General features: G+C 44.3%; 15 protein-coding genes and 5 tRNA genes. 17 read left to right on the forward strand and 3 right to left on the reverse strand.

Going from position 1 to position 25,928, the window contains the following annotated elements:
- Nucleotides 1-3: 3 nt before the first annotated feature.
- Nucleotides 4-657 carry a pentapeptide repeat-containing protein gene (locus A3848_RS01920; protein ID WP_074083246.1) on the reverse strand — a complete coding sequence of 218 codons (654 nt, stop codon included), beginning with the start codon at nt 655-657 and terminating at the stop codon, nt 4-6.
- Between the two features lie 31 nt (nt 658-688).
- Nucleotides 689-1,117 carry an Lrp/AsnC family transcriptional regulator gene (locus A3848_RS01925; RefSeq protein WP_074083247.1) on the reverse strand — a complete coding sequence of 143 codons (429 nt, stop codon included), beginning with the start codon at nt 1,115-1,117 and terminating at the stop codon, nt 689-691.
- A 129-nt stretch (nt 1,118-1,246) separates the two neighbouring features.
- On the opposite strand from A3848_RS01925, the gene A3848_RS01930 reads away from it, so the two are divergent.
- From A3848_RS01930 to A3848_RS01955, 6 genes are all read left to right on the forward strand, one after another.
- A complete protein-coding gene (locus tag A3848_RS01930; protein ID WP_074083248.1) occupies nt 1,247-1,999 on the forward strand; it encodes an MBL fold metallo-hydrolase in 753 nt (250 codons plus the stop codon).
- A gap of 89 nt (nt 2,000-2,088) precedes the next feature.
- Nucleotides 2,089-2,164 (forward strand) — tRNA-Asn (locus A3848_RS01935).
- Nucleotides 2,165-2,171: 7 nt separating this feature from the next.
- Nucleotides 2,172-2,260: transfer RNA gene (locus tag A3848_RS01940), tRNA-Ser, on the forward strand.
- Between the two features lie 422 nt (nt 2,261-2,682).
- Nucleotides 2,683-3,819: an alanine dehydrogenase gene (gene ald, locus A3848_RS01945; RefSeq protein ID WP_074083249.1), complete on the forward strand. Its 1,137-nt coding sequence runs from the start codon at nt 2,683-2,685 to the stop codon at nt 3,817-3,819.
- Between the two features lie 170 nt (nt 3,820-3,989).
- Nucleotides 3,990-4,064 (forward strand) — tRNA-Glu (locus A3848_RS01950).
- 3 nt (nt 4,065-4,067) lie between these two features.
- Nucleotides 4,068-4,150: transfer RNA gene (locus tag A3848_RS01955), tRNA-Leu, on the forward strand.
- Nucleotides 4,151-4,245: 95 nt separating this feature from the next.
- Here the strand turns inward: A3848_RS01955 and A3848_RS01960 are convergent.
- Complete coding sequence (locus tag A3848_RS01960; protein WP_074083250.1) at nt 4,246-4,443, reverse strand: Rha family transcriptional regulator; 198 nt, start codon at nt 4,441-4,443, stop codon at nt 4,246-4,248.
- A gap of 146 nt (nt 4,444-4,589) precedes the next feature.
- Between A3848_RS01960 and A3848_RS01965 the strand changes: the two genes are divergently transcribed.
- From A3848_RS01965 to A3848_RS02015, 11 genes are all read left to right on the forward strand, one after another.
- The gene (locus A3848_RS01965; RefSeq protein WP_074083251.1) at nt 4,590-4,955 is read left to right on the forward strand and encodes a helix-turn-helix domain-containing protein; all 366 of its coding nucleotides are present in this window, start codon (nt 4,590-4,592) and stop codon (nt 4,953-4,955) included.
- A gap of 85 nt (nt 4,956-5,040) precedes the next feature.
- Nucleotides 5,041-5,123 (forward strand) — tRNA-Leu (locus A3848_RS01970).
- A gap of 931 nt (nt 5,124-6,054) precedes the next feature.
- The gene (locus A3848_RS01975) at nt 6,055-6,444 is read left to right on the forward strand and encodes a hypothetical protein (protein ID WP_074083252.1); all 390 of its coding nucleotides are present in this window, start codon (nt 6,055-6,057) and stop codon (nt 6,442-6,444) included.
- Nucleotides 6,445-6,719: 275 nt separating this feature from the next.
- Complete coding sequence (locus A3848_RS01980) at nt 6,720-11,213, forward strand: non-ribosomal peptide synthetase (RefSeq protein WP_074083253.1); 4,494 nt, start codon at nt 6,720-6,722, stop codon at nt 11,211-11,213.
- 15 nt (nt 11,214-11,228) lie between these two features.
- Nucleotides 11,229-13,178, forward strand: a complete 1,950-nt coding sequence (locus A3848_RS01985) for a carbamoyltransferase family protein (protein WP_074083254.1) — start codon at nt 11,229-11,231, stop codon at nt 13,176-13,178.
- Between the two features lie 36 nt (nt 13,179-13,214).
- Nucleotides 13,215-13,667 carry a GNAT family N-acetyltransferase gene (locus A3848_RS01990; protein ID WP_074083255.1) on the forward strand — a complete coding sequence of 151 codons (453 nt, stop codon included), beginning with the start codon at nt 13,215-13,217 and terminating at the stop codon, nt 13,665-13,667.
- A gap of 90 nt (nt 13,668-13,757) precedes the next feature.
- Nucleotides 13,758-14,822, forward strand: coding sequence for a ribosome small subunit-dependent GTPase A (rsgA, locus tag A3848_RS01995; RefSeq protein WP_074083256.1), 1,065 nt, complete (start codon nt 13,758-13,760; stop codon nt 14,820-14,822).
- A gap of 12 nt (nt 14,823-14,834) precedes the next feature.
- The gene (locus tag A3848_RS02000; RefSeq protein WP_074083257.1) at nt 14,835-16,085 is read left to right on the forward strand and encodes a macrolide family glycosyltransferase; all 1,251 of its coding nucleotides are present in this window, start codon (nt 14,835-14,837) and stop codon (nt 16,083-16,085) included.
- A 24-nt stretch (nt 16,086-16,109) separates the two neighbouring features.
- Nucleotides 16,110-17,336, forward strand: coding sequence for an ACP S-malonyltransferase (gene fabD / locus A3848_RS02005; protein WP_074083258.1), 1,227 nt, complete (start codon nt 16,110-16,112; stop codon nt 17,334-17,336).
- A 44-nt stretch (nt 17,337-17,380) separates the two neighbouring features.
- The gene (locus tag A3848_RS02010) at nt 17,381-23,350 is read left to right on the forward strand and encodes an SDR family NAD(P)-dependent oxidoreductase (protein WP_074083259.1); all 5,970 of its coding nucleotides are present in this window, start codon (nt 17,381-17,383) and stop codon (nt 23,348-23,350) included.
- Between the two features lie 33 nt (nt 23,351-23,383).
- Nucleotides 23,384-25,921, forward strand: a complete 2,538-nt coding sequence (locus tag A3848_RS02015; RefSeq protein ID WP_074083260.1) for a non-ribosomal peptide synthetase — start codon at nt 23,384-23,386, stop codon at nt 25,919-25,921.
- Nucleotides 25,922-25,928: the final 7 nt, after the last annotated feature.

Genomic DNA, 25,928 nt, shown 5'->3' on the forward strand with positions numbered 1-25,928 from the left:
ATTTTAGAGTTCGGGGTCGGTCTTGATGATCAGGCCCATAAGTCCAACAAAAGAAGCTGCCTGTTCTGCGGAAATGATACAGCCTGCAAGATCTTCAATGTCGACATTCAGACCGGAGAAGCTGCAATCGCTAAGATCGATTTCTTTTAATTTACAGCCCGCCAGGGTGGCCTGATCGATTTCGCATTCCGAGAATTCTACATGATTCAGGTTCGCCTGGTAATAATCGCTGCTGACCAACCGGCAGTTCGCAAAAGCCGTCCCCTTAAATTTACCGAAGCGAAAGCTGGCGAAATCCCCGATACAATCCGCCATCCGGACATTCTGAAACCGTCCCCTGCTGAAATCGGTTCCGGTCAGTTTACAATTCCGAAACTCTGTCCGGTGCACAAAAGCGTCACTGAAATTCACATTCGATAGATCACAATTTTCAAATATAACATCCGTCAGTTCAATGGCGTTCAGTGTAGATTCAGCAATCGTTACATTCCGGAAAATCACTTTATCGAACGAGACCCTGGCCGCTTCCTGATCTTCAATCAGACAGTCGCTGATGAGGCATTGGCTGATTTCTTCCTTTGATGTGAGAGTATGTATTTGCTGTGACTGTAGGGAATCTCGGTCGTTAATTTGGGGTGGATCAATCTTGTTTTTCATCTTTGCCTCCATGTAATTATTATATGATGTGCTACTTCAGCTTGCCCATTCCCAGATTAACCCGATAGTTGCCGAACTCCAGCAGCAGGTCCAGAAAAGTTGACAGTTCCTCTTGATCTTTGGCGTATACTCGCATCCAGTAGCAGCCTTCACCGCTAACCCGGTGCAGCTCGGCCACATTTCCATGTTCATGGGCGAATTTTTGAAAAGGCGGATGCGCTTTGTTGGAGCTGAGGAACACAGTTATAAAAGCATGGATGTTCTGTCCAAGCTTCTGCGGATTCCATCGCACCGTATAGCCCTCGATAATCTCCAGCTCCCGCATTCTGCGGATTCGGGCGCCAACAGCCTGCCCGGTCATGTGAATTTTCTCCCCAATTTCCTTCTGAGTTAACCGGGAATCTTCTATTATATACTGTAGGATTCTGTAGTCTATATCATCTATTGAGTAGTTATCCATTTATACGAGAATCCTTTCCGGGTGAAAGCAGATCTGGTGAATCTCTTTCGCCGCACAATGTATTCTGATCGAAGTCGCGTCTATACTTAGATTGTAGCAGAAGACAGGATGGATGAAAGAGGGTTTATGATGAAAATACAGCTTATCCGCAACGCAGCATTATGGTTGGAATACGGCGGGATTTCTTTTCTGGTTGATCCTATGCTTAGTGAAAAAGAGGCGAATCCGCCTATTCCGAATACCGCAAATCCACGCAATAATCCCTTGGTGCCTTTGCCGGGGCCGGTTCAGCAGTGGCTTACACCTGATGCTGTGCTGGTCACACATCTGCACCGGGATCATTGGGACGGAGCCGCAGTGTCTCTATTGCCACACGAGCTTCCGGTTCTGTGCCAGGATGGGGATGGAGAGACTTTCGCGGAGCAGGGTTTTGAACATGTATCTGTGATTGGGGACAATGAGGGGATGAACTTTCAGAACGTGACGCTGATGCGGACCGGAGGCCGGCATGGCATAGGAGAAATTGGTGAGCTTATGGGTAAGGTATCAGGTTTTGTGTTCCGAGCCGAAGGCGAGCCAGTCTTATATGTAGCCGGTGACACGATTTGGTGCGATGAAGTAAAACAGGCTCTGGATGAACATAAACCGGAGGTGATTGTCGTCAATGGGGGAGGGGCGCAATTTCTGACCGGAGGTCATATTACGATGAATGAGCAGGATATTGTGGAACTATGCAACTATTCGCCTGCAGCATCTGTGATTGCTGTACATATGGAGGCCATCAACCATTGCCTGGTTACCCGTGAACAACTTACAGCCCGGCTGGAGCAGGAGGGACTGCTGGATCGAGTCAAGATTCCGGGAGATGGAGAGTGGTGTTGATCCCGCTCCTGAAAACGATATCAAAATTGTGCGATAAGCTTGACTAGACTACAAAATCATGATAAATTATTTCTTGTTCATGTGAATGTTCCCTGATAGCTCAGTTGGTAGAGCACTCGACTGTTAATCGAGTTGTCACAGGTTCGAGTCCTGTTCGGGGAGCCATTTTCTTGGAGAGATACCCAAGTGGCTATAAGGGGACCCTCTGCTAAGGGGTTAGACTGCGTAAGCGGTGCGAGGGTTCGAATCCCTCTCTCTCCGTTCTGAATACATTTCATGCAAAAGAACTTCCCGGCGGAGGTTCTTTTTTTTGTCTTTAGCCTTCTGACAGAATTCTTCGCATTTTCCTCTCCTCCGATAAATAACCTGTTGATGCAATCCATCGGATATAACGATTGAACGGCTGGACTACAAGCCGCTGCGTGGCTTCCCGGACATTATGGAGAAAAAACAGTACACACATTACGCTGAACGAACCACATGATCCGGTAAAAGCAGCAGTTGTTCTGAAATTCGTTGACGGTAAGCAAACATTTGAAACGAAGGTTAATCCTTAAACTGACCTTGCGCATATGATAAAATAAACCTGACTGCTGAAAAGAAAGGCTCATAAGTGGGCCTTTCTTTTCGCATCCTAATACACTGTAGGCTTATACTCTCATAACATCTAAGGAGGCTATAAAATGATTGTCGGCGTACCCAAAGAAATCAAGAACAACGAGAATCGTGTTGCTATCACTCCGGCTGGAGTTGATGCTCTCCGCAGAGCAGGCCATGAGGTGTTCGTTGAGCAATGTGCGGGATCGGGCAGTGGCTTTGAAGACAGTGAGTATCTGGATAAGGGCGCAAGAATTGTGGAATCCGCGGCTGAAGTGTGGAGCAAGGCAGATATGATTATAAAAGTGAAGGAACCGCTCCCCGAAGAGTACGGTTATTTCCGTAAGGGGTTGATCCTGTTCACCTATCTGCATCTGGCTCCGGAAGCCGGATTGACTGCTGCCCTTGTGGAGAGTGGCATAACAGCGGTTGGGTATGAGACGGTCCAACTGGAGGATGGCTCCTTGCCGCTGCTCATTCCCATGAGCGAAGTAGCCGGACGGATGGCGGTTCAGATTGGAGCGGGGTTGCTGGAGAAGCCGCATGGCGGCAAAGGTGTGCTGCTTGGCGGCGTTCCAGGTGTTCAGCCTGGTGAGGTGGTGATTGTAGGTGGAGGCATTGTGGGTACCAATGCAGCCAAGGTTGCGCTCGGCTTGGGAGCAAGAGTTACCGTGCTGGATGTGAATGCGACCCGGCTCCGGGTTCTCGATGATATTTTTGGCGGTCGTCTGGTTACCCTCATGTCTGATTCTTATCACATTGAACAAGCTGTCCGCAAAGCGGACCTGCTTATTGGGGCTGTGCTCATTCCGGGTGCCCGGGCACCCAAGCTGGTGAAGGAGTACATGGTGCAGCGAATGGCGGAAGGTTCTGTCATTGTGGATGTTGCAGTCGATCAGGGCGGTTCAATAGAAACGATTGACCGGATCACAACCCATGAGAATCCGACCTATGTGAAGCACGGAGTTGTCCATTATGCTGTGGCTAATATGCCGGGTGCTGTGGCACGGACCTCGACACTGGCGCTTACGAATGTGACGATCCCCTATGCCTTGCAGATCGCTAATCTGGACGTTCATGTTGCTGCATTGAACAATGCTGCCTTGGCCCGTGGAATTAACGTGGCTGCCGGGTATGTGACCAATCTGGCCGTAGCGCAAAGTCTGGGCTATGAAGCCGCTAATGGCATAGAGGTGTTGGCCGCTGCCGGAGGTCAAAACTAAGTGCGAACGCTCAGGTCGATATCTTTTTGGCGGGAAGTGAAAGTAGCGGGGAGGACAGATTTCAGACGGATGCAGCTCCCCGCTATTTGATTCAAAAAAACTTCTTGTCAAAATCCGCAGTATTTGATATACTCATTTTTGTTGTGACAAACACATAAGTTATCAATCATGGCTCGTTGGTCAAGGGGTTAAGACACCTCCCTTTCACGGAGGTAACATGGGTTCGAATCCCATACGAGTCACCATATGCGGTAGTGGTGGAATGGCAGACACGCTATCTTGAGGGGGTAGTGGGTGTATACCCGTGGAGGTTCGAGTCCTCTCTACCGCATACAGTCACAATAGACCGCTCCTGAATCAGATATTACGTCTGATAGGAGCGGTCTTTTTTGTATAGAAACAGGCTGGTCCCACGGCAGGAAAAAGCTAAGATGGGGGTAAACCCAAAAGCTCCGAAATCTGGCGCCGGTAACGTTCCGCTCTGCGAGTGCCATGGATCAGGTTGGACAGGCGATAAGGTGGGATATCATAAATCTCACAGAATTTTTTCTGGTCCAGATGCAGCTCTGTTAGCCGCTGTTTGATTGCCCAGCCGTAGGGGGTTATGGGACGTTTGCTGTTCAAAAGGGGCTCACCTCTTATCGACTATCCAGCCGTATGATATAATGGGATAAGACATAATAATAGTTAATTATATACTTTTTTACGTCATTTTACAATAATAATTACGCAATTAAGTGTGTCTAAATATAGTGGAAGGCGGTTGGCATATGCAGTCCATATACGAACGAATTGAATACTTGATTAAGCAGAAGGGGATCACCAAGAAATCGTTCTGCGAACAGTTGAATATAAGTACAGGAAATATGGGAGACTGGAAGAGGGGCAAGTCAACGCCCGGGACGCATAAGCTGATCGAAATCGGGGCTTTTTTTCATGTGAGCCTGGATTGGCTAATCTTAGGCAAAAAATCACCTGAAATGGTGCGTGAAGGTTCGGAAGAATATTTTTTTGGACAAATTCGGCAATTGAATTGCCAAAGCAATGAACTGTTGCCTGAAGAGCAGAATTTCATTAAGGAATATATCGCCTTCACCCAATACCGCAAGCAAAAAGGAACGGAAGAAAATTCTTAATCACGGTAGCTTTACTTTTCGTAAGAATCAATTTATAATATTGAGTGTTGGCCTCAAACAATGCTTTAGTTAAAGTACACACCGCGCGGTAGTGGTGGAATGGCAGACACGCTATCTTGAGGGGGTAGTGGGTGTATACCCGTGGAGGTTCGAGTCCTCTCTACCGCATAACATTCAAAAAAGCAAAAAAACCTTGATGATTCAAGGTTTTTTTTGCTTTTTTTGTTTTCATTAAAGAAACTGATGTTAAAGATATTTTTTGACTTTGTTGACGATATGTTGACGAAATTTTTATTAAAATAACGAAGAAACGATAATCATTATTAATAATGTTACCGCTTTCACTGCCGGCTATAAATGAAATGCTTCCAACATTCGCATTATCTATCCTTGGGTTGCATCCATCATTTCATAACTGGAAGAATTCTAATTTTATACAAGTATTTTATGATATAAAGAATTTGCAACGGGATTACTTAAAAACTCTGAACATATATATTACTTTGATATAAAGAGTGTTTTGACACTCCTGAATAAAATTCAAATATTCGATTAATCTTATAGACAGCACCCCACGGTAAGACCTCCGGTTTTTCTTCAATTGATTCAATTAACACAATTTACATAAGACCGTAAGAACAGAGATTAAGAAGAAAGAAGCTATTTTTGTGGGTCTTTGGTCTTTTATTTGAAAAAGGAAATATAATCTGCTCTTAAATATCCACAGTGTTCAAAAGGAACTGTTACGTTTACTTAAAATGAATATTTGTGATTTTGTAATAGAGGCCATATACAATGATAGCTACATTTACGTGCTTATAAATAAGAGGTTTATACCTAATTACAAAACAATTGAAAACTTGATGCATGATTTGCTGATATTTGGATATGACAAGGAAGTTATTGCGCAACACAGGCTACTTTTGAAGAAGTAGAAAGAGCTGTAAGTGAAGAAATAGATTATACTCTTGATCTCTGGGTATTTGGCATTCAACTTATATCATTTAATAACTGGAAGTCCTATGCTTTTAATTTCGATTACTTTAGGAATACTCTAGGTTATTATATGAATTCGACAAATACAGCTAAGAGATACGAAGTGATTGAAGGAATACCTGCTGAAGAACAATGCTTGCATGGTAGTCGAGAACCTATCTTTGGTATGGGGATTTATAGGAAATTAATTGAATTAGCTGATTTAGACTTTCAATATTTGAGAGCTGCACATATGCTATATGAGCATAAGGTCTTAATGACAAAACGAATTAGATACTTGAGTGATTTAGGATATATAAATGGAATGTTATTTGAAGACCCTTTTAAAGAAATAGAATTGAAAGCTAATGTTATTAGAAATAGAAACTACATTCTTAAAAATATGATAAATCAAGGGGAGAACTTCAACACATTGAGACTTATATCCATGATTGACGATCTATCACAAACTGAAATGGAGCATCTTGAAAAATTCTTCCGTGCCATAAAGTAACTGTTACTGAAGTTGTTCATCCCTTTTGGTTCATGGGTTGTTCCGTCTTGAACTTGTTGTTTTTTGATATTAATGATAGGATAGTAATAATATGTTTCAAAATTACAAATATGCGATAATATATAAATCATTTGCAGGTTAATCGATGTTTCGACACGTTAGCTGACGAATGAGGATAAAGGTCGGTTCTGTAGTGTATTGTTTAAATACATGAAAGGGCGAAGCTATGCGTTCTAATCACTTGAATAAAGCATATTTTTTAGGAGGCATGAATAATGAGTTTCCCGGTATATTACGGATTAACCCATGCTCAAAAAAGAATATGGTATGAGGAGCAACTTTCCCCTTCCACATCAATATATAACATTGGTGGAGCAGTATTCCTCAGAGGAGAGATAGACTTAGTCGCGTTAGAAAAAGCCATACAATTGGCGGTTCGTATGAATGAAGGTTTAAGATTACGATTCGAGTTACATAATGGGGAAGTCAGGCAGTATGTTGAGGAGCACCGGGAAGAGGCATTGCCATACTTTCATTTTGAGAAGTTAGAAGATGACAAGAAAAGTATTGAGCAATTTATGGTTAATGAATCGGCAAAGCCGTTCTCTATTTTGGAGGATAGGCTTTTTTATTTTACCCTATTCACAATCGAAGGCGGTACGGGTGGTTACTTTATTAAAATGCATCATATAATTGCGGATGGTTGGTCATGTGAAATTCTAACCAATCAAATAGCGGAACTATATTTGGCGCTTCTTAATGGGCAACCTGCGCATGAGATGTTCGAAAACCGTTACACGGTTTACATTAATCAGGAACAGAATTATCTGCAATCAGACAGATTTCAACGGGATAAAAGGTTCTGGAATACTAAATATGCTGATCTACCGTCCAAACTTCCGTTTAGATCTATGGATGATCCTAAGGGCAGGCGTATGACCTTCTTTATGGATCAGCCCCAATTTATGAAAGTAAAAAAAATGGCTTCGGATACCAATTGTTCTATTAATTCTATATACATTGCACTTTTAATGATCTATTTATACAAAACGACGTTCGAAAGAGATGTAATAATCGGATCTCCTGCATTAAACAGGATGAGCCGGATTGAAAAGGGTATTTTCGGAATGTTTACGAATACTTTACCGATCCGAATTAGAAACATCGATGGCATTTTATCAGCCTATGAGTTTTTCAAACTCGTATACACTGAAGCGGTTAGTTGCTACAAACATCAAAAGTATCCATTCGACTTATTGATGAAGGATATTAACTTCGCACGTGAACACGGGGACAATCGGCTGTTTGACATATGCGTCAATTATTATAATACAAAGTTTAGGCGAGAGCTTGGACATTTGGAAGTCGACAACGTGGAGTTTTATAACGGCCGACAATCTTATTCTTTGCAAATGATCATCCGGGAATGGGGGGATGAGAATACTGCGACAATAGAATACGATTATAAAGAAAAGAACTATTCCGGATCGGATATTGCAGCCCTGCACGATCAACTGAACAGTCTTATCGATCAAATTACGGAAAATCCGTACGAATTAGTTGGTAAACTGACGCTATTGTCTAAAACTAAGATGGACAAGCTATTTGATTCCAGTCATCGTGCTCAAGATGCAAAGCTGCCCAATACGAACGTAATACAGTTGTTCGAGAAACAGGCAGCGGAGACACCTGACCGGATTGCTGTCATTTTAAATAACCGATGGTTAACTTACAAAGAGTTGAATGAAGAAGTAGACCGCTTGGCTGGGTATTTAATGAAATGTAATATCGCTCATGGTGATTTGGTTGGGTTAGTTACGGTCCATTCAATCGAATCAATAGTCGGTATATTAGGCGTAATGAAAGCAGGTGCAGCGTATGTCCCAATCGATACGGATTCACCAAGGGAAAGAATAGAATTGATTTTGGCTGATTCTGATATTTCGGTTGTGCTTGTTAATGAGGATCGATATAAGATAAATCCAATGAAGGTGGATATTACCGTCGATTTGCGTGAAGCAGATACGTGGTCCAAAGAAAATACGTGCGATCCGGACATTGCTGAACATATGTTAGACGGAACCGCCTATGTAATCTATACGTCGGGCTCTACGGGAAAGCCAAAAGGTGTAGTGATCGATCATAAAGCGCTGTTGAACTATATTCTATGGGCGAAAAATACTTATGTGAAGAGTGAGATTGAAGTTTTTTCACTATTCACTTCGCTGGCATTCGATCTGACAGTTACATCGATTTTCACGCCTCTTGTTAGCGGAGGGCAAATTATCGTATACCCTCCGGTCGCAGAAGAACATGTACTGTATAAGATATTGAGGGAGAATAAATCGACTGTAATCAAGCTTACCCCATCGCATCTCTCTTTGATTGCGCATCAAAATTATATTGCGGCAGGTGTGAAGAGATTTATTGTGGGTGGCGAGGACTTGAAAGTAAGTCTGGCACAAACCATCATGAGTTCATTCGGACATGACGTTGAGATTTATAACGAGTACGGTCCTACTGAAGCTACGGTGGGCTGCATGATTCATAAATTTGATCCTGCTTGTTCTGAAGAGGTTTCGGTTCCAATCGGTATGTCTATTGATAATATTCGAGTGTATGTATTAGACCCTGATCTGATGCCTGTTCCTCAAGGGGTTACAGGGGAGATCTATATTGCCGGGAGCGGACTTGCGAAGGAATACTTGAACCTGCCGGATGTAACATTTAAGTCTTTCATTCATCACCCTCACTTGAATGAAAGATTGTACAAGACAGGCGACTTGGCTCATACCTCACCAAACGGGATTCTCTTCTACGAGGGCAGAGCGGATCAGGTTGTGAAGATTAGGGGGAACCGGGTTGACCTTAATGAAATCGAATATCATCTCTTGAACCATCCCGCCATTCGGGAGGCGATCGTAACCGAGATTAAAAGCCCGACAGGAAATTCACACTTGTGTGCATATTTGGTTGCGGAAACATCCATTCAGGATAACGACCTGGCATCATACCTGGCAATGAAACTTCCTGCATATATGGTTCCGGACTATTTTATGCCTCTTCGACAGATTCCATTGACTATCAATGGAAAGGTAGATATTCGTGACTTGCCAAAGCCGGTAATGAAAGGTGATCAGCAGAATCACGTCGATGGACGCAATGAAATCGAAGTCGCTCTGGTTGAAACAATACAAGAGACGTTGAACCTTGTCCGCATCGGAATAAACGACAATTTCTTTCATCTGGGTGGAGACTCTATCAGTGCGATTCAGATATCATCACGGATGAAAAGTTTGGGGTTCACAATAACTGCGGCGGAAATATTGAAAAGTCCTATCATAGGAGAAATGAGCTTATCTGTCCGAAGAGCGTACAAGGTTATTGGATCGCGTGATGAAATAAGCGGAATACTGCCGCAAACGCCTCCAATTATGTGGTTTAAGTCCTTGCAGTTGAATCACGAGGAGCATTATCATCAGTCCATTATGATCTCGATCTCGCCGACCGTAACGCTACATGAACTGATACTATGCTGGAACGTAATTATAAGACACCACGATGCGCTTAGACTCAACTACGATTCAAACAACGGATTGTTTTTTAATAAAGATCATTTAATTCATCAGCAGAGTATTGAACGGTATGATTTATCTAGTCTTGCGCCGGACCGGCAAGCTGAATATGTGATCGAAATGGCAACGAAGATGAAGAGTGAAACGCAGCTTAACCGGGATCTGCTAGTGCAAGCATGTTTGTTTGAGCTTGGTGAGCAAGGCAACCATCTGCTACTGACCGCTCACCATCTGGTGATGGATTCAGTATCATGGCGGATTATTTTATCGCATTTGTATATGCTATTGAAGCAGCTTCGGGAAGGAAGAGAGTTGGAACTGCCATTTAAAACATCTTCGTACAAGGCATGGGCCGAGGATTTATATTTACAAAGTCAGGTAATGCCGGATAACGAGCTGGACTATTGGTTGGACTCGGCGGGACGTCTATTCAAGTATCCATACGCAATTGAGGCGGAGAGCTCGACAGATGAGGCTTATACCCTTTATACCGAAGTACCGGAGGGCATCACGAGCAATCTATTAACCAACGCGAACATCGCCTATAATACGCAGACAAAAGAGCTGCTGCTGTTGGCGTTAATGCGCACGATCAGAGAACTGACATCTATGCAGGCTATAACGCTAGAGCTTGAAGGGCATGGTAGGGAGGGTGTCCCGCAGTTGGATTTAACCGAGACCGTCGGATGGTTCACAAGCTTCTATCCTCTTCATGCTGATCTGACAAGCAATGAGCTTGACGAGCAGATCAAGGAGGTAAAGGAACTAGTCAGACGGATTCCTCATAATGGAAGAAATTACGGCATATATAAGTACATTTGCGGCATGGTACAGGAAAGCGAGTCTGATGTCATTCGTTTCAATTATTTAGGAGAGTTCTCTAAGGCAGTAGACAATGAATACTTCCAAATTGTATTTGAAGAGACCGGCGTTGAATCGAGTCGCGCGAATAAGCTTAGCAGTTTAATAGAATTGAACTGCCTGGTAGTTTCCGATAAGCTAAAAATACAAATTACTTACAATCAAAACAGATTAACTACTGAGCATATGGAACGGTTTATGGAAGCATTTCTAGAGCATATCAAGTCAATAGCCGAGCATTGTAGAACTACAGAAGAACTGGAGTTCACGTCCTCCGACTTCGAACTGGCCGGCTTATCGACAGAAGAGCTTAATCAGCTATTCCAACTATGATAAAAGGGTGAGAAGATGCTAATTCTCGGCATATCGGGTGGCATAGATAGTATTCATGACACAATCATTGAGTTTCCTTACGGCAAGGCCCATGATTCTGCAGCCGTATTAATTGAGGATGGTCATGTAGTTGCTGCTATAGAAGAAGAAAGATTGAATCGCATTAAGCATACAAATCGTTTACCTATAGCCGCAATTGAATTTTGTCTAACTGAGAGACAGGTCACCCTGCAGGATATTGATTATATAGCGGTATACGGTACAGAGCATTACATCGATCAACTGTTGAAATTACATACGTGGAATCACCCGGACAAGCCATTGATTCATTCGGTGAGAAATTATATGGCCTCGAAGTTACAAAAGTATTTGGGAAGTGAATTTTCTGCTGAGAAAATTATTTTCGTCCCTCATCACATTTGCCATACGATGAGCGCTTACTATGCATCGGGATACGACGAAAGTCTCATCATGTCGTTGGACGGTACTGGAGACGGCCTGTCAGGATTAATTCAATCTACTGTGGATGGCCAGACAATAAACACTTTGCATACTATTCCGGAGGACAACTCCTTAGGCCTATTTTATTTGGAAGTCATCAAGTTTCTTGGTTACCAGCTGTTCGATGAGTATAAGGTGATGGGGCTTGCTCCATATGGTGACGCTTCGGTATATCGCAGTGTATTCAGAAAATTTTATACATTACATCCAGATGGTACGTATACCCTGCATACGAAAAGAATAGGATTGCTCTATGAATACTTGACGCCTCGCCGGAAGGGGGAGACGTTCACTCAAGTGCATCAAAATATATCAGCGAGTCTGCAGGAAATGCTGGAGACAATCGTACTGCATATGTTGACTTTCTTCAAAAAAGAAACATCGATCCGGAAGCTCTGCATGGCAGGCGGGGTTGCGCACAATTGCTCAATGAACGGAAAAATCTACTATTCCGGCTTATTCGACGAGATATTTGTACAACCGGCAGCTCATGATGCGGGCTGCTCTCTCGGGGCTGCCCTTCATGTATATTATACGAATAAGCCTGAGCGGAAGCGGGAGCAAATAACCGATGTATACTGGGGTACTGATTTACCACCGGATGAATCTGTTGGAAGAGAGCTTGCTAAGTGGAATGGATTGGTAGAATTTGTGCAGGTAGACAATATTACCGAAGCAGCAGCGGAAATGCTGGCGGAGGGTAAAGTAATCGGATGGGTTCAGGGACGCTCTGAATTCGGTCCTAGAGCCCTTGGCAATCGCAGCATTATTGCCGATCCCCGCCCTAGCGAGAACAAGACAATTATAAATTCAATGGTAAAGAAACGTGAAGGTTACCGGCCATTCGCACCGGCTGTATTAGCATCGGAAGCACCTACCTATTTCGACGTCATAGATGGGTGCAGCTCACTTGATTATATGGTGTTCGTATTGAATGTGAAAGAGCAGTGGCGCTCCGAACTTGGCGCCATTACTCACGTCGATGGTACGGCTCGGGTACAGACGGTAAGGAAAGATACCAATCCATTATTCTATCAGTTAATAAGAAATTTTCAGCAGAGAACAGGTATCCCGATCGTTCTGAATACTTCTTTCAATAACAATGCGGAACCTATTGTAAATTCGGTTCACGATGCGTTGGCCTGCTATTTGACAACAGAGCTTAATGGATTATGCATCGGGAATTATGTTATCCGCAAGAAGGCCGCGGAATATCAAGATTGGGCTTCGTACGAGGCTGTGCTTATGCCATATGCTGAGATTGTTTGTAGTGGCACTCATCATACAGGGGGAATTGGCTATGGGATTCGACATCGTTATTCGGGAAGCGAATCTGCGATTACTGAGGAATTATATGAAGCCGTCGTAAAAAATACGGATTTAAGTGAATTGTCAGCACCAGTGATTGAGAGTCTAACAGAGCTGTGGACAAATCGACTTATATCGATCCAACCGAAGCGTTGATCCCATTTTGTAAACTATGAAAGTGAGGAGTTAGTATTGAATAAGGTTAACGTTCATTTAGAAGAAATTACAGAGCACAACTGGTATGAGGCGACGCAACTTCGCGTAAGTGAGGAGCAGCTTAGCCTGTATCCATGCCCGATCGTTTACTGGATTGCAGAATCCAAGTATGCCACTCATTTTTGTCTGAAGGCAATTTATGCCGACGAAGTTATGGTAGGTTTTCTAATCTACAATTTAGATCCGGATGATGGCGAGTATTGGATAACGACGTTCATGATTGATGAAAGGTTTCAAAGAAAAGGCTATGCCTTGCAAGCGCTTACTGAGTTCATCCATTATTTCAAGAATAAGTACGATACGGACAAAATAAAACTTGGACATCGGGCCAATAATGTTGCTGCGGCTAACTTATATGAGATGATGGGATTTCATATTAATGGAGAGATTATTGGTGATGAAATTGTCCGATGCTACTCACTAAAATAAATTGATGTATGGAAGAAAGTTTTTTTATACCAATATTATCTTGCGAACGCGAATATTATTCTCTAGTACATTAATATTTGGAGTGGTTAAATGAATCTTGACTTGTTAGGATGGAGGCAAGAATTCGATCCTTATTTTTATTCGTATCAACAACAAGGATTCCAGGTCGGAAGAGTAATCGAAGAACAGCGGAATCTATATACAATCATGATGGGCACAGATACAAAGGTTCATGTAAACGTATCCGGAAGGTTCCGTTATGAAGCTGCCAATAAACGTGATTTTCCCGTTGTGGGAGACTGGGTCATCTATCGGCAGGTTAATCAAGAGGAGAAAGGTGTTATTCATTCGATATTGCCTAGGTTCAGTAAGTTCTCTCGGAAATCGGCTGGTAACACCACTGAAGAACAAGTGCTGGCTGCGAATATCGATACGGTGTTTCTGGTCAATTCTTTAATCAATGACTTTAATCTACGCCGGCTGGAAAGGTATCTGGTTATGGCAAGAGAGAGCGGTGCAAATCCAGTCATAGTGCTGAGCAAAGCCGATCTATGCGATGATGTTGAACATAAAATTAGTCTCGTGCAGCAATTTGCACCCGCTATACCAACGCATGTCATTAGTGTGGTGAACCGACAAGGGATTGAAGCGCTAGACGTGTACTGTCAACCCGGTCAGACGATCGCAATGCTGGGTTCTTCAGGTGTTGGCAAGTCGACCTTAATGAACTGTTTAAGTGAGCAAGACATAATGGCTGTAGGCGCTGTGCGGGCACATGACGGGTTGGGCAAACATACAACGACGCATCGGCAATTAGTAATGCTCCCTAGAGGCGGAATGATTATCGATACGCCTGGTATGCGCGAATTGCAGTTGTGGACGAATAAGCAGGTAGATTATAACTTTCAAGATGTACAATCATTCGCTGTTAGGTGCAAGTATCGAGACTGTCTTCACCAAGGAGAAGCGGGGTGTGAGGTTGAAAGAGCGATTCAATCAGGCCAGCTTAGCGCCGAGCGATTCAAGAGCTACATGAAGCTCCAAAAAGAATCGCAGCATCTAGAGCGTAAAGAAAATGAGCGGGAACAATTGAAACAGAAGGTGAAAATGAAGAAGCTGTTTCAATCGATCGATCGAAAACGAAAAAGATTCTAGGATGAGGTCGATATGTCGAACGTATTACTTATAGGATTTCCTCTTTTTGGTCATATGAGGCCGTTACTCGGATTAAGCCGCCTTTTGGTTCAACACGGTGAGACCGTATATTTTTTTGGCAATGAAAACTTCCGGGAAGCCATTGAAAATAGCGGAGCGTTATTCCTGGAGTCAGAAGAAGAATATTCACCATCCGGGTCAGAAACAGCTGGAACAGATAAGCTTTCGGAATTCGCTGGCTTGCTTCTGGAGCTATTACAAGCCCGGGAACGGCTGGTACCGGGCTTGAATGCGTTGATTTCAAGCAGTAATATTGATTACATTATCCATGACTCTTTTTGCAGCTGGGGTAAAATGACGGCGCGTATCAATCGACTTCCGGCCGTATCATCAATCACGACATTCGGGTATAACCAGGATATTTATGATAAGTACCCGGAGCAGTTCATCCAGAACGTATTATTAATGCCGACTGACAGTCCGAATGCTTTGTTTCCGAAGCAGGGACGTGCGGTACAGAGAATGCTGAAGCTTATGTTTGCAGCAATGCGAGACTTAACAGAGGAAAGCGACGATTTGATCGATCTGCTTGTTAATAAACAGGAATTGAATTTTGTATATACGTCTTCATTGTTTCAGATTCATATGGATTCATTTGACTCCTCTTTTCGGTTTGTAGGACCGCTTATAAAGCAAACATCATTCTCGGATCATACAATAACGGAGCAAGCGGATGCCGATAAACGGCTTCCGCTTATTTATATTTCATTTGGTACCGTATTTAACCATAAACCGCAATTTTATGCAATGTGTATTGAAGCATTCAGGGACTTTAATGGACGTGTAGTGATTTCTACCGGTAACGTCGAACTGGATTTGCACACTGAACTGCCGGGTCATATTGAGCTTATGCCTTGGGTTTCACAACAAGAGCTACTGAGGCTGACAACTTTATTTATTACTCACGGCGGGTTCAATAGTATTAACGAGGCGTTATTTCATGCCGTGCCGGTCATCGTCATACCTAGAGCAGTAGATCAATTTCTAGTAGCCGAAAGAGTAGAACAATTAGGCGTGGGAATGAAACTCGAACTCGATACAATTACCCCTCATTCGCTGGCAAGTACAGTTAAGGAAGTGCTGGAGAGTGAAGAAATAAAGTCGAACTGTAGACTCGTCGGTGAATCCTTGCGTTTATCTGGCGGGCTTGATGAGGTGTGGGTACAAATGAAGCGCTTCAAGCAGATCCATGAGATTCGTTAAGCAATTAGGTAGGAGGAGAGAGAAATCGAGCGTTTAGCGTGTTTATTTCCAGGTCAAGGGTCGCAATATTCCGGGATGGGTCGGCGTTGGTATAAGGAGTATTCAATAGTGAGACGAGTATTCGAGGAAGCAAGCGAAGTATTGAAATATGACTTGAAGCGTATATGCTTCGAAGGGGAAACAGAACAACTCGCTGATACCCGCATTACACAGCCCGCCATTGTCACCCTAAGCGTAGCAGCGTATCAGATTTTCGTGAATGAGGTTGGTATAACGCCCGCTTATTATGCCGGTCACAGTCTGGGAGAATACAGCGCGCTATGCTGTGCCGGCGTCATTCGATTCGACGACATGCTTCGGTTGGTACAGGTACGTGGCCAACTGATGTATGAAGCGGTTGAAGCTGGAACGGGATTGATGCAGGCCATACGAGGCGTGGGCATTACCTCGATTTACGAGGCTTGCGAAGAGGTATCCGACGAGAGTGGTTTAGTCACAGTAGCGAACGTGAATAGCAATAATCAAGTCGTTATTTCAGGTCATCGTTCGGCTGTTATTAAAGTTTCCGAGCGGCTGCAGCAACAATTCGCTCGGGCGTCCGCGATCTCTCTTCAAGTAGGGGCGCCCTTTCATTCCCCCTTAATGGTGAGAGCGGCACAAACGTTCAGGAAAGAGTTTGATAAATACACGCTGTATTCAACGGATAAATTAGTTATTTCTAATTTAACCGGATTACCCTACAGAAGAAGTTCCGAGCTAAAGACTGCTCTTGCTTCACAAATATCGGCCACCGTTCAGTGGAAGGCATCGATGGATTTTTTTACTCGGCAAGGTATTGACCGGTTCGTTGAATTAGGGCCTGGCACCACACTGCGAAATTTATTAAAGAACACGGACAATGATTTGCGCTGTTATGCGTTCGATGATCCGGGCGATCTAGCTGAACTGAAACGTATGAAGTGGGCGCCGCTCATGCCTTCTCAGGTAATATCTTGGTGTCTTGCCACTGCGGTAGCGACTCCAAATCGGGGGCAACAGTCAGAGCAGAGCCTGACCGCAATTACAAATATGTATAAGCGTCTGCAGACGCTGAAAAAGCGTTCGGAGAAAATAGAGAATGCTCAGGAAGAAATGATAGAAGCCATTACAGTTATTAAACAAATGATGATGGAGAAGGGACTTGCTGCTTCCGTTCAATGTGATATATTCGACAAACTGATGCAAGAGACAACGGATCCCGGATGGGTGTAGGGTGCGTTAGATCTCAATTATTGTTGAGATGGAGGCTATGACGAATGAGCTCTGATGGGACATCGAATCGTAATGATGATATTGCAATAATAGGAATTTCCTGCCGATTTCCAAATGCGGATAATACGGATGAGCTATGGGATGTGTTGTATAATGGCTGGAATTGCATAAGGGAGCTTCCACTCCAGCGAAGACAAGACGTCAAGAGAATATTCCAGGATCCGCACAAAGCCTACTTCTTTCTCGGAGATTCATCAGCCGATGTGGATGAAGGCATTTTTTCGCTAGGTGGTTATTTGGAACGAATTGACCACTTTGATTACGCTTATTTCAACATATCTCCTAGAGAAGCGAAGTATATGGAGCCTGCTCAACGGCTCATGATGGAAGTGACATCCGAAGCGCTTGAAGATGCCGGATACGGTGGGAATAAATTAAAGGGAAGCAGAACAGGGGTTTTTATCGGTCGGGATCATTCGGATCTACCTATCTATAAAATGGTAATGGAGCCGGACCCATCGCATCTTACCGGATCGTATACAGGTATTTTATCCGGACGAATTTCACATCACTTTGATTTCAAGGGTCCGTCTGCTGTAATTGATACCGCATGCTCGTCGGGACTTGTTGCAGTGCATCAAGCGAAACAAAGCTTGCTAAATGGAGATTGCGACGTTGCCGTTGCAGGAGCGGTGAATATACAGCTTGTACCGCTTAAAGATAATGGTATGAATATTGTGTCGTCTGCAAGCAATCAAGTGTCTACCTTCGATCAGACAGCGGATGGAGCTGTATTAGGGGAAGGCGTCATTGCACTCATCTTGAAACCGCTACAACGAGCGAAGGCTGATGGAGACGATATTTATGCTCTTATAAAAGGCAGCTCGATCAACTGTGATGGAGCCTCCAAGGGATTAACTTCTCCGAATGCCGACGCTCAGGAACAGTTATATCTTGATGCATGGGAAGATGCTGGGATTAACCCGGCATCGCTATCTTATATAGAAGCGCATGGAACCGGGACTGTACTTGGAGATCCCGTAGAATTCAAAGGATTGACTAGAGCGTTCAGACGTTACACGGCAGGCAGACAATTTTGCGGAATAGGCTCAATCAAAACGAATATGGGACATACGGTCGCAGCTTCGGGCCTTGCCGGGATTGTTAAAGTTGTGTTATCCATGAAGTATCGGACGATGCCGGCCAGTTTACATTTCAATGAGCCCAATTCACTTATTAACTTTATAGATTCTCCATTCTATGTAGTTAAACAGCGTAAAGAGTGGGAGCAGCACGGAACGCAGCCGAGAAGGGCCGGCGTGAGTTCATTTGGGTTTAGTGGTACAAATTGCCATATTATGTTGGAGGAGGCACCAGCACCGCTGCAGGATACCGGCTGTCAGCAGCAACAGGAAGGGCTCGATATGTTCACGCTTTCGGCGAACTCGCAAGAGACGCTGCGTGAGCTGGCGGAAAAATACATTACACATATAGAGCATCATCGACCTCGCTTTCATGATATATGCTTCACAGTCAATACAGGACGGAAGCATGCCTTTCATCGGCTTGCCATCGTTGCTGCGAGTACCGGTGAATTAGTACACATGCTGAAGTGTTGGGTCCGCAGCGAGAGGGTAGCAGAAGGAGAACAGCGTGTATTATATGGTAGTCATAGAATAGTAGCTGATGATAAAAAGGTGCTGGACGCGGGAGAACTGACTTCATTCGATCTGCAACAGCTTAATCACGAACTCTCATTGCTGCTTATATCCGGCGATGTTCGGTCCAGTGAACAATCGTTACTGAACGCCTGCCAGCTATATATTCGCGGGGGCAGCCTGAATTGGCAGGCATTGTATGAAGGCGAACGGAGACGAATCCTGCATTTGCCGACCTATCCGTTTTCGAAAGTGAGATGTTGGGCAGACGCTTTGCGAGTGACTCCGATTACACAGCACCGACTATCCAACCATTCTCTGCTCGGAGAACTAGCGCTTGTATCCAATAATCAAACGATATATAGGAATGTTATGTCGCCTGATTTGCATTGGGAGCTGAGTGAGCACAAACTGGGGAGTCAGTCGATTTTACCCGGTACGGCTGTGATGGAGCTAATGAGTCAGGCAGGGCAACTGGCGATAAATGGTCCTAGTATAGAGTTTGAGCAGTTTCTGTTGATCAATCCATTAATATGTCGGGAAGGAGAGGCAAGAGAGGTTCATACCACCGTCTTGGAAGAGCGGGAGGGCTACAATATCACGGTAGCGAGCAAGCCTGCCTCGCAATCGACGGACTGGGAACTGCATGCGAAGGCTAGAGTAAAGAGCTGGACGGGGAGTCTGGGTGTAATCGATTTGGAGCAATTACGGTTGGCAGTCAAGCCGTATTTGCAGCGGCCTGATTCAGAGCAAACGGCAGGCCGTGTGTTCGAATTCGGTCCTCGTTGGTCTAATGTACAAGAAATTAGATTTGGTGACCGGGAGCTATTGGTGCACATTCGATTACCTGAGGCGTATCAATCGGATATGGTGCACTATAATTTACATCCTGCGCTACTGGATACAGCGTTAAATATAGCGAGCCAAGATGTTGGACGAGGTACCTACTTGCCCTTATCAGCCTCTTCGTTTTTATTTGATGGAGGAAAACGGTCACAATTCTACAGCTATATTAAAATACATGAAACACCGGATATGCAAGATCCTGAAGCGATATCATTTGATATCCAATTAATCGATATGAGCGGGCAAGTATTCGGAGTCCTGGATAATTATGTGATAAAACGGATTTCTGAGCCGTCACTCCAAGTGGAATCGAAGCCGGTTAGCTCTTCCTATTACAATGTGCAGTGGAAGCCTATGGAGGAAGTGGACCGAAGCGTCATAAGCCCTTCGCGCATTGCGGTTATTAAGGACCAGAAAGGAGTAAGCGAGAGTATCATCGATTCGTTGAAGCGTCAAGGCAATGAGGTCTTCGAGATTGAAATTGGCCTCGCAGGCGGTATCGATGGCAAACGATTGGATAGACAAAGCTATATTGTGGATCCCTCTATGCAAGGGATGAAATCGATCGCCGATATTTGTGCAGAAGCTCAAATTAGTAGATTGATTCATTGCAGCTCTCTTGATTTAACCGACCCGGTGGAGTCGTTCGGAGATCTTCAAGATCATGTGCAAAGAGGCGTTTACGATCTGTTCCATTTGATGAAGCAGTTGACTACCATTCAGCTTGATCATTCGTTAGAGGTTTCCTTAATTACGCGCAATGCATATGCTATCTCCGGAGACGATACGCGGCTGAATCCTCATCTTGCAGCAGCTATAGGGTTGCTGAGAGGGGCATCGCAGGAGCTGCGGAATTGGACGTTCCGCTGCATAGACATAGACGAACACACCACTGTAGAAGCGCTTATGAGAGAACTTGCCTTACGGAGCACCCGTTTCACAATGTCATTCAGGAAAGGAACTGCCTATGAGCCGGAGTTGGCACCGAGTCTTCCGTCTGTCGATGCCCAAAGTTTGGATATTACCGAGAATGGCGTCTACGTTATTACGGGCGGGTTGGGTGGTATTGGGCTGGCGATCGCCAAGCATTGGGCAGCGAAGAAGGCTGTGCATCTCATTTTAATCAATCGCAACATTGATATCGAACCCAAGTCAAACCGCCCGGATATCGATGAAAAAATCTCAGCTATCCGGTACATTGAGGATACAGGATCTACGGTTAAGTTATATCAGGGAGATACTGCCGACCCGATTCGAATGGAACAAATCGTTATCGATATTCTACAGCAATACGGGCAAATAAATGGCATTATTCATAATGCGGGAGTTGCCGGTAAAGGTCTGCTCTATACTAAAAAACATACCGATATGCAGAAAGTATTTGCAACCAAGGCGTATGGGGCGTGGCTGCTTGATAATCTTACTAGTCACTTGGAAATTGATTTTTTCCTCGTCAGCTCCTCAGCGATGTCATTCATAGGCGAAGCGGGGCAATCGGACTATACTGCGGCCAATTGCTATTTGGACACGTTCTGCGATAGCCGAAATCAGCGAGGTAAACCGACGATTGCAATCAATTGGCCACCGTGGTCCCAGACTGGTATGTCAGTTGCGAACCAATCTGATATTGAAAACTATTTCATCATACCGCTAGGAACAAGTGAAGCGTTGGAAGTGATGGATACGGCATTATTGGAGCAAAGGCGAAACGTTCTATATGGCCAATTGAATGACAAGCTGTTCGATGCAAAGATGAAGCACAACTATTACTTCGGGATACATACCAGCATCGCAGGTAAAGTGTCTACGGGTAGCAAAAGCAACAGAACGGATCAAACTTCTCAACCGGTAACTGCACGCAAACAGGTTCAGGTATCGGCAGGTAAGGGTGAAAAGGTTACTGAAACGATGCGGATTGTAGCTCATGCATGGGCGGAAGTGCTCGGACTTGAGTCTATTTATATCTATGACGACTTTTATGCTCTGGGCGGAGATTCCATACTTGCACTGCAAATATACGAGAAATTGTTCAAGCAATACGGTAGTGTTCTCGATGTGTCTACCATTTTCAACTATCCGAGCATAGGTGGATTGTCAGGTTTTATTGACAGCGTCGGCGAACGCAGACTTACGGATCACGTTCCTGATTCTGATTACAAAGGGAACCTTGGAGAGGAAAGTTATCCGGTTTCGTACGCTCAGCGGAGCATTTTATTGGCTGAGCGGGGAGGTCTGATTAATACAGCCTATAACTTGCCTTCCTTCTATATTTTCACCGGCGAAATTCGCTTGGACCGACTTGAATTTGCAGTTCAAAAATTAATAGAGCGCCATGATGTACTCCGTACCGGATTTAAACAGATAAATAACGAGTATATACAGTTTCTTGAATCGGATGATATACGGCTTAAAGTTGTCTACGGAAAAGTCGATGAAGAGAATGTTCAGGAGCATATTCGCGGATTTGTAAGGCCATTTGAGCTGGCCATTCCGCCATTAATGCGGATTGAATACGCCGAGCTTGCTACGGATAAACATTTGTTAATGTTTGATATGCATCATTTAATTGCTGATGGTACTTCGATCGAAATTATGATTCGGGATTTTCAATCGTTCTATAAAGGGCTGGAGCTTGAGCCTCTGCCATATCAGTATAAAGATTTCATTCATTGGCAGCGACAGTTCGAGCGAAGTCAATCGTTTGAGGAGCAGGAGCGTTTTTGGCTTGCCCTGTATGAGCAACAGGCACCAAGAAGCGAACTCCCAATTGATTACCCAAGAACGGTTCATCCTACCTGGGAAGGCCATTCTCTCACGTTTGAGCTGGACCCGACGATTTCCGTGCGAACGTTAGAACTGTGTAGGGAAACGGGAACGACGCTTTACATGGTGCTGCTGTCTGTCTACAGCATCTTGTTAACAAAAATAACCGGCGATCGTGAAGTTGTAATCGGGTTTCCTATTGAAGGACGAAGTGAGAGGAAATTCAAAGAGATTATCGGCTGCTTGATTAATACGCTTACGATCAAAACGACAGTGAAGGACGATGAGCGGTATGTAGACTTTTTGATGAGGGTTAAATCGGATCTTATTCAATCCTACAAGTATCAGCAATATCCGTTCAACGAACTTCTGAGCAAAATTCGTCTGAAAAATGAACCGGGAAGGCATCCTTTATTTGACACGATGTTTATTCTGCAAAACGCTGCGGTTTATGAATCCGGTTTGGAGCAGTTTGTAATACAAGAAATCAATACGGCGTACTCAAATGGAACGGCCAAATTCGATATGACATGGGAAGCAATGGAATCAAACGGAGTAATACGTTTCCGTATTGAGTATCGTACACAGCTGTTCAAAGCCAAGACGATTTCGAAGATGATGGAGCATTATCGCAAAATATTGCTGGCCATCCTGAATGACCGGCAAGTGAAGTATCAACAGATAAGGCTGGTAGGAAGTGATATAGCCGACGCGAATCACAAGGAGTCGATCGTATTTGATTTTTAGAGGGCAGCCATTGCTACTCTAGGGAGGTATCCTATGGAGACACTGGATTATGAGGCTAAAGTGCTCGAACTGGGTTTTTCTGCAGAGAAGAAATATTGGACGGAAAGATTGAGAGATCACGATCAACTGACCGGCTTACCGCCGGACAAGGTGGGCTATGAGAAGCAAGAATCATGCTACGCCTTATACCGGAGTGAATTATCGAATGAAGTCTCGCAGCTACTCCTCAAGATTGGGAATCGATCGGAGCAGGGGATATTCGCTATTTTTCTGGCTGCTTCCAGTTATTTGCTTTCTCGCTATAATAACATAGAAGATGCGATGATTATGATTCCGTCAGAGCATGGCGAAGCTGGCTTAACGGCACTGCTTCCGTTAAGTACAGTTATAACGGGCCCAGAGCAGACATTCAGGCAGTACTTATATGAGGTGCGAGAGCAGTATCAAGAAGCACATAAGTACAGTTCGTACCCATTTACTGGCTTCCAAGCGATGTTGAATTTACAGAAGCAACGTCCAAGTATGCCGTTTGTCATTACTTATAATGTATGGGCTGATACACCTTTAGATGAATTGGCTACTGTGGATTTGATCTTTTCGTTCAAACTGCATGAAGACCAGATAACAATTGAGAGCAGATATGATGAAACCTTGTATACGCTGGAGATGATCGAGCTTTGGCATGAACGTGTGAAGCAAGTATTGCCGAGCCTGCTGCTGCAGCCGGATAAACCGCTGGCGGAAGCAAATATTGTGACGGCACGTGAGAAACAGTTGCTGGCCAACATGAACAAGACTGACAAGATAGCTATCGAGCAACTTACACTTGTTGAACGTTTCGAAAGGCAAGTCGCGCAGGATCCGGACAGAATTGCCATATTGTTCGAGCAAAGCCGGGTAACCTTCGGGGAGCTTAATGCGAAGGCGAATCAAATGGCACGAAAGCTGCGGACAAAGAACATTGGACGGGATACAATTATTGGTCTATATATGCAGCGTTCCATGGAAATGATCGTCGGGATGCTAGCTGTTATGAAGGCAGGAGCGGCTTACGTCCCCATCGACCCATCTTATCCAATCAGCCGGGTATCTTATATGCTTCAAGATAGCAGCTGCAACATCGTTCTGACACAGTCGGCGATTAGGCATGATTTAGAGGAACAGCCTGTTGAATTAATCTTAATGGATGAGGAAGCAGGATATACGGGGGATTCAGATAATCTGCAGATAGCCTGCTGCTATGGAGATTTGGCTTATCTAATCTACACGTCTGGCTCTACAGGCACGCCGAAGGGTGTCATGATTGAACACGGATCGCTTGCAAATTTGTTCGAAGGCATTTGCGACCAAATTGAGTATTGCGAGAACAAGAGTATGATTTCATTAACGTCATACTCCTTTGATATTTTTATCCTGGAAAGCCTCATCCCGTTAGGATGCGGCATGCGAATCGTAATGGCTAACGATCGGCAGAGCAAAAATTCGAAAGAAATTGGCGCCTTGATAACGACTCATAATGTAGAGATGCTTCAATTGACACCATCTCTGCTAACATTCTTATTGTCTTTCGAGGAGAGCCCTGATTATTGGAGTAAGCTCACGTCGATAATGGTTGGCGGCGAAGTGTTCCCGGCGAAGCTCGCAGCGAAATTGAGAAGCAGGACGAATGCATCGATATATAATATGTACGGTCCGACTGAGACGTCGGTATGGTCATTAATTCACCCAATTACTGCTACCGATACCGTGCAATTGGGACGGCCGATCCATAATACGAAAATATATGTATTAAACCGACATTATCAACTCCAGCCTCTTGGAGCCTCGGGTGAATTGTATATCTCGGGTCTGGGAGTGGCTCGGGGTTATTGGCGTTTGCCAGAGTTGACCAGCAGCAAGTTTATTCCTAATCCGTTCGATGACGGTCAACTGCTATATCATACCGGGGACATGGTTAGCCTCATGCCGGACGGTATACTCCGCTATATCGGAAGAGCGGACGATATGGTGAAAATTCGAGGTGTCCGGATTGAGCTCAGTGAAGTAGAGATGAGCCTTAGACGCCATCCAAATGTTGAGAACGCTGCCGTTACGGTAAATAGCGATGGAAACGATCAGCTATCAATCACCGCTTATATTTTGCCGTCTGATTCGAGTGAGATGGAGAGCATTATACATGATCTGGTGAACGAAATGCCGTTCGCGATGGTACCCCGGACATGGATTACTGTCGATCATATTCCATTGACGCCCAATGGCAAGACGGACCGAAAAGCGCTACAGTCTCTACATGCTTGCAAGAAGGAGGAAGCAGCGGTACCGGAGCAAGCATTGACGGAGACAGAAATGTTTCTGATTGAGACTTGGGAGGAAATCCTTCAGACTAATTCGGTATCTGTTCTGGATAACTTTTTCGAATTAGGCGGGTACTCTTTACACGCGGTGCAGCTAGAGATAGCTGTAGAAAACAAGTTTACAATGCCGGTTGATGACATGGTCTCCATAAAAATAAAAACATTAAGCACGATTCGAGAGCTGGCGGCCTGGATTGACCAGGTTGCCGAACAATAAGAGAGGA

Source organism: Paenibacillus sp. P32E (assembly GCF_001909085.1).
In the GTDB taxonomy this organism is placed as follows: Bacteria; Bacillota; Bacilli; order Paenibacillales; family Paenibacillaceae; genus Paenibacillus_AQ; species Paenibacillus_AQ helianthi.

What these genes read in the sequence shown, in the direction of transcription:
- A3848_RS01920 (WP_074083246.1), bottom strand. Translation starts at nt 657, where the DNA reads ATGAAAAACAAGATTGATCCACCCCAAATTAACGACCGAGATTCCCTA.
- A3848_RS01925 (WP_074083247.1), bottom strand. Translation starts at nt 1,117, where the DNA reads ATGGATAACTACTCAATAGATGATATAGACTACAGAATCCTACAGTAT.
- A3848_RS01930 (WP_074083248.1), top strand. Translation starts at nt 1,247, where the DNA reads ATGAAAATACAGCTTATCCGCAACGCAGCATTATGGTTGGAATACGGC.
- ald (WP_074083249.1), top strand. Translation starts at nt 2,683, where the DNA reads ATGATTGTCGGCGTACCCAAAGAAATCAAGAACAACGAGAATCGTGTT.
- A3848_RS01965 (WP_074083251.1), top strand. Translation starts at nt 4,590, where the DNA reads ATGCAGTCCATATACGAACGAATTGAATACTTGATTAAGCAGAAGGGG.
- A3848_RS01980 (WP_074083253.1), top strand. Translation starts at nt 6,720, where the DNA reads ATGAGTTTCCCGGTATATTACGGATTAACCCATGCTCAAAAAAGAATA.
- A3848_RS01985 (WP_074083254.1), top strand. Translation starts at nt 11,229, where the DNA reads ATGCTAATTCTCGGCATATCGGGTGGCATAGATAGTATTCATGACACA.
- rsgA (WP_074083256.1), top strand. Translation starts at nt 13,758, where the DNA reads ATGAATCTTGACTTGTTAGGATGGAGGCAAGAATTCGATCCTTATTTT.
- A3848_RS02000 (WP_074083257.1), top strand. Translation starts at nt 14,835, where the DNA reads ATGTCGAACGTATTACTTATAGGATTTCCTCTTTTTGGTCATATGAGG.
- A3848_RS02010 (WP_074083259.1), top strand. Translation starts at nt 17,381, where the DNA reads ATGAGCTCTGATGGGACATCGAATCGTAATGATGATATTGCAATAATA.
- A3848_RS02015 (WP_074083260.1), top strand. Translation starts at nt 23,384, where the DNA reads ATGGAGACACTGGATTATGAGGCTAAAGTGCTCGAACTGGGTTTTTCT.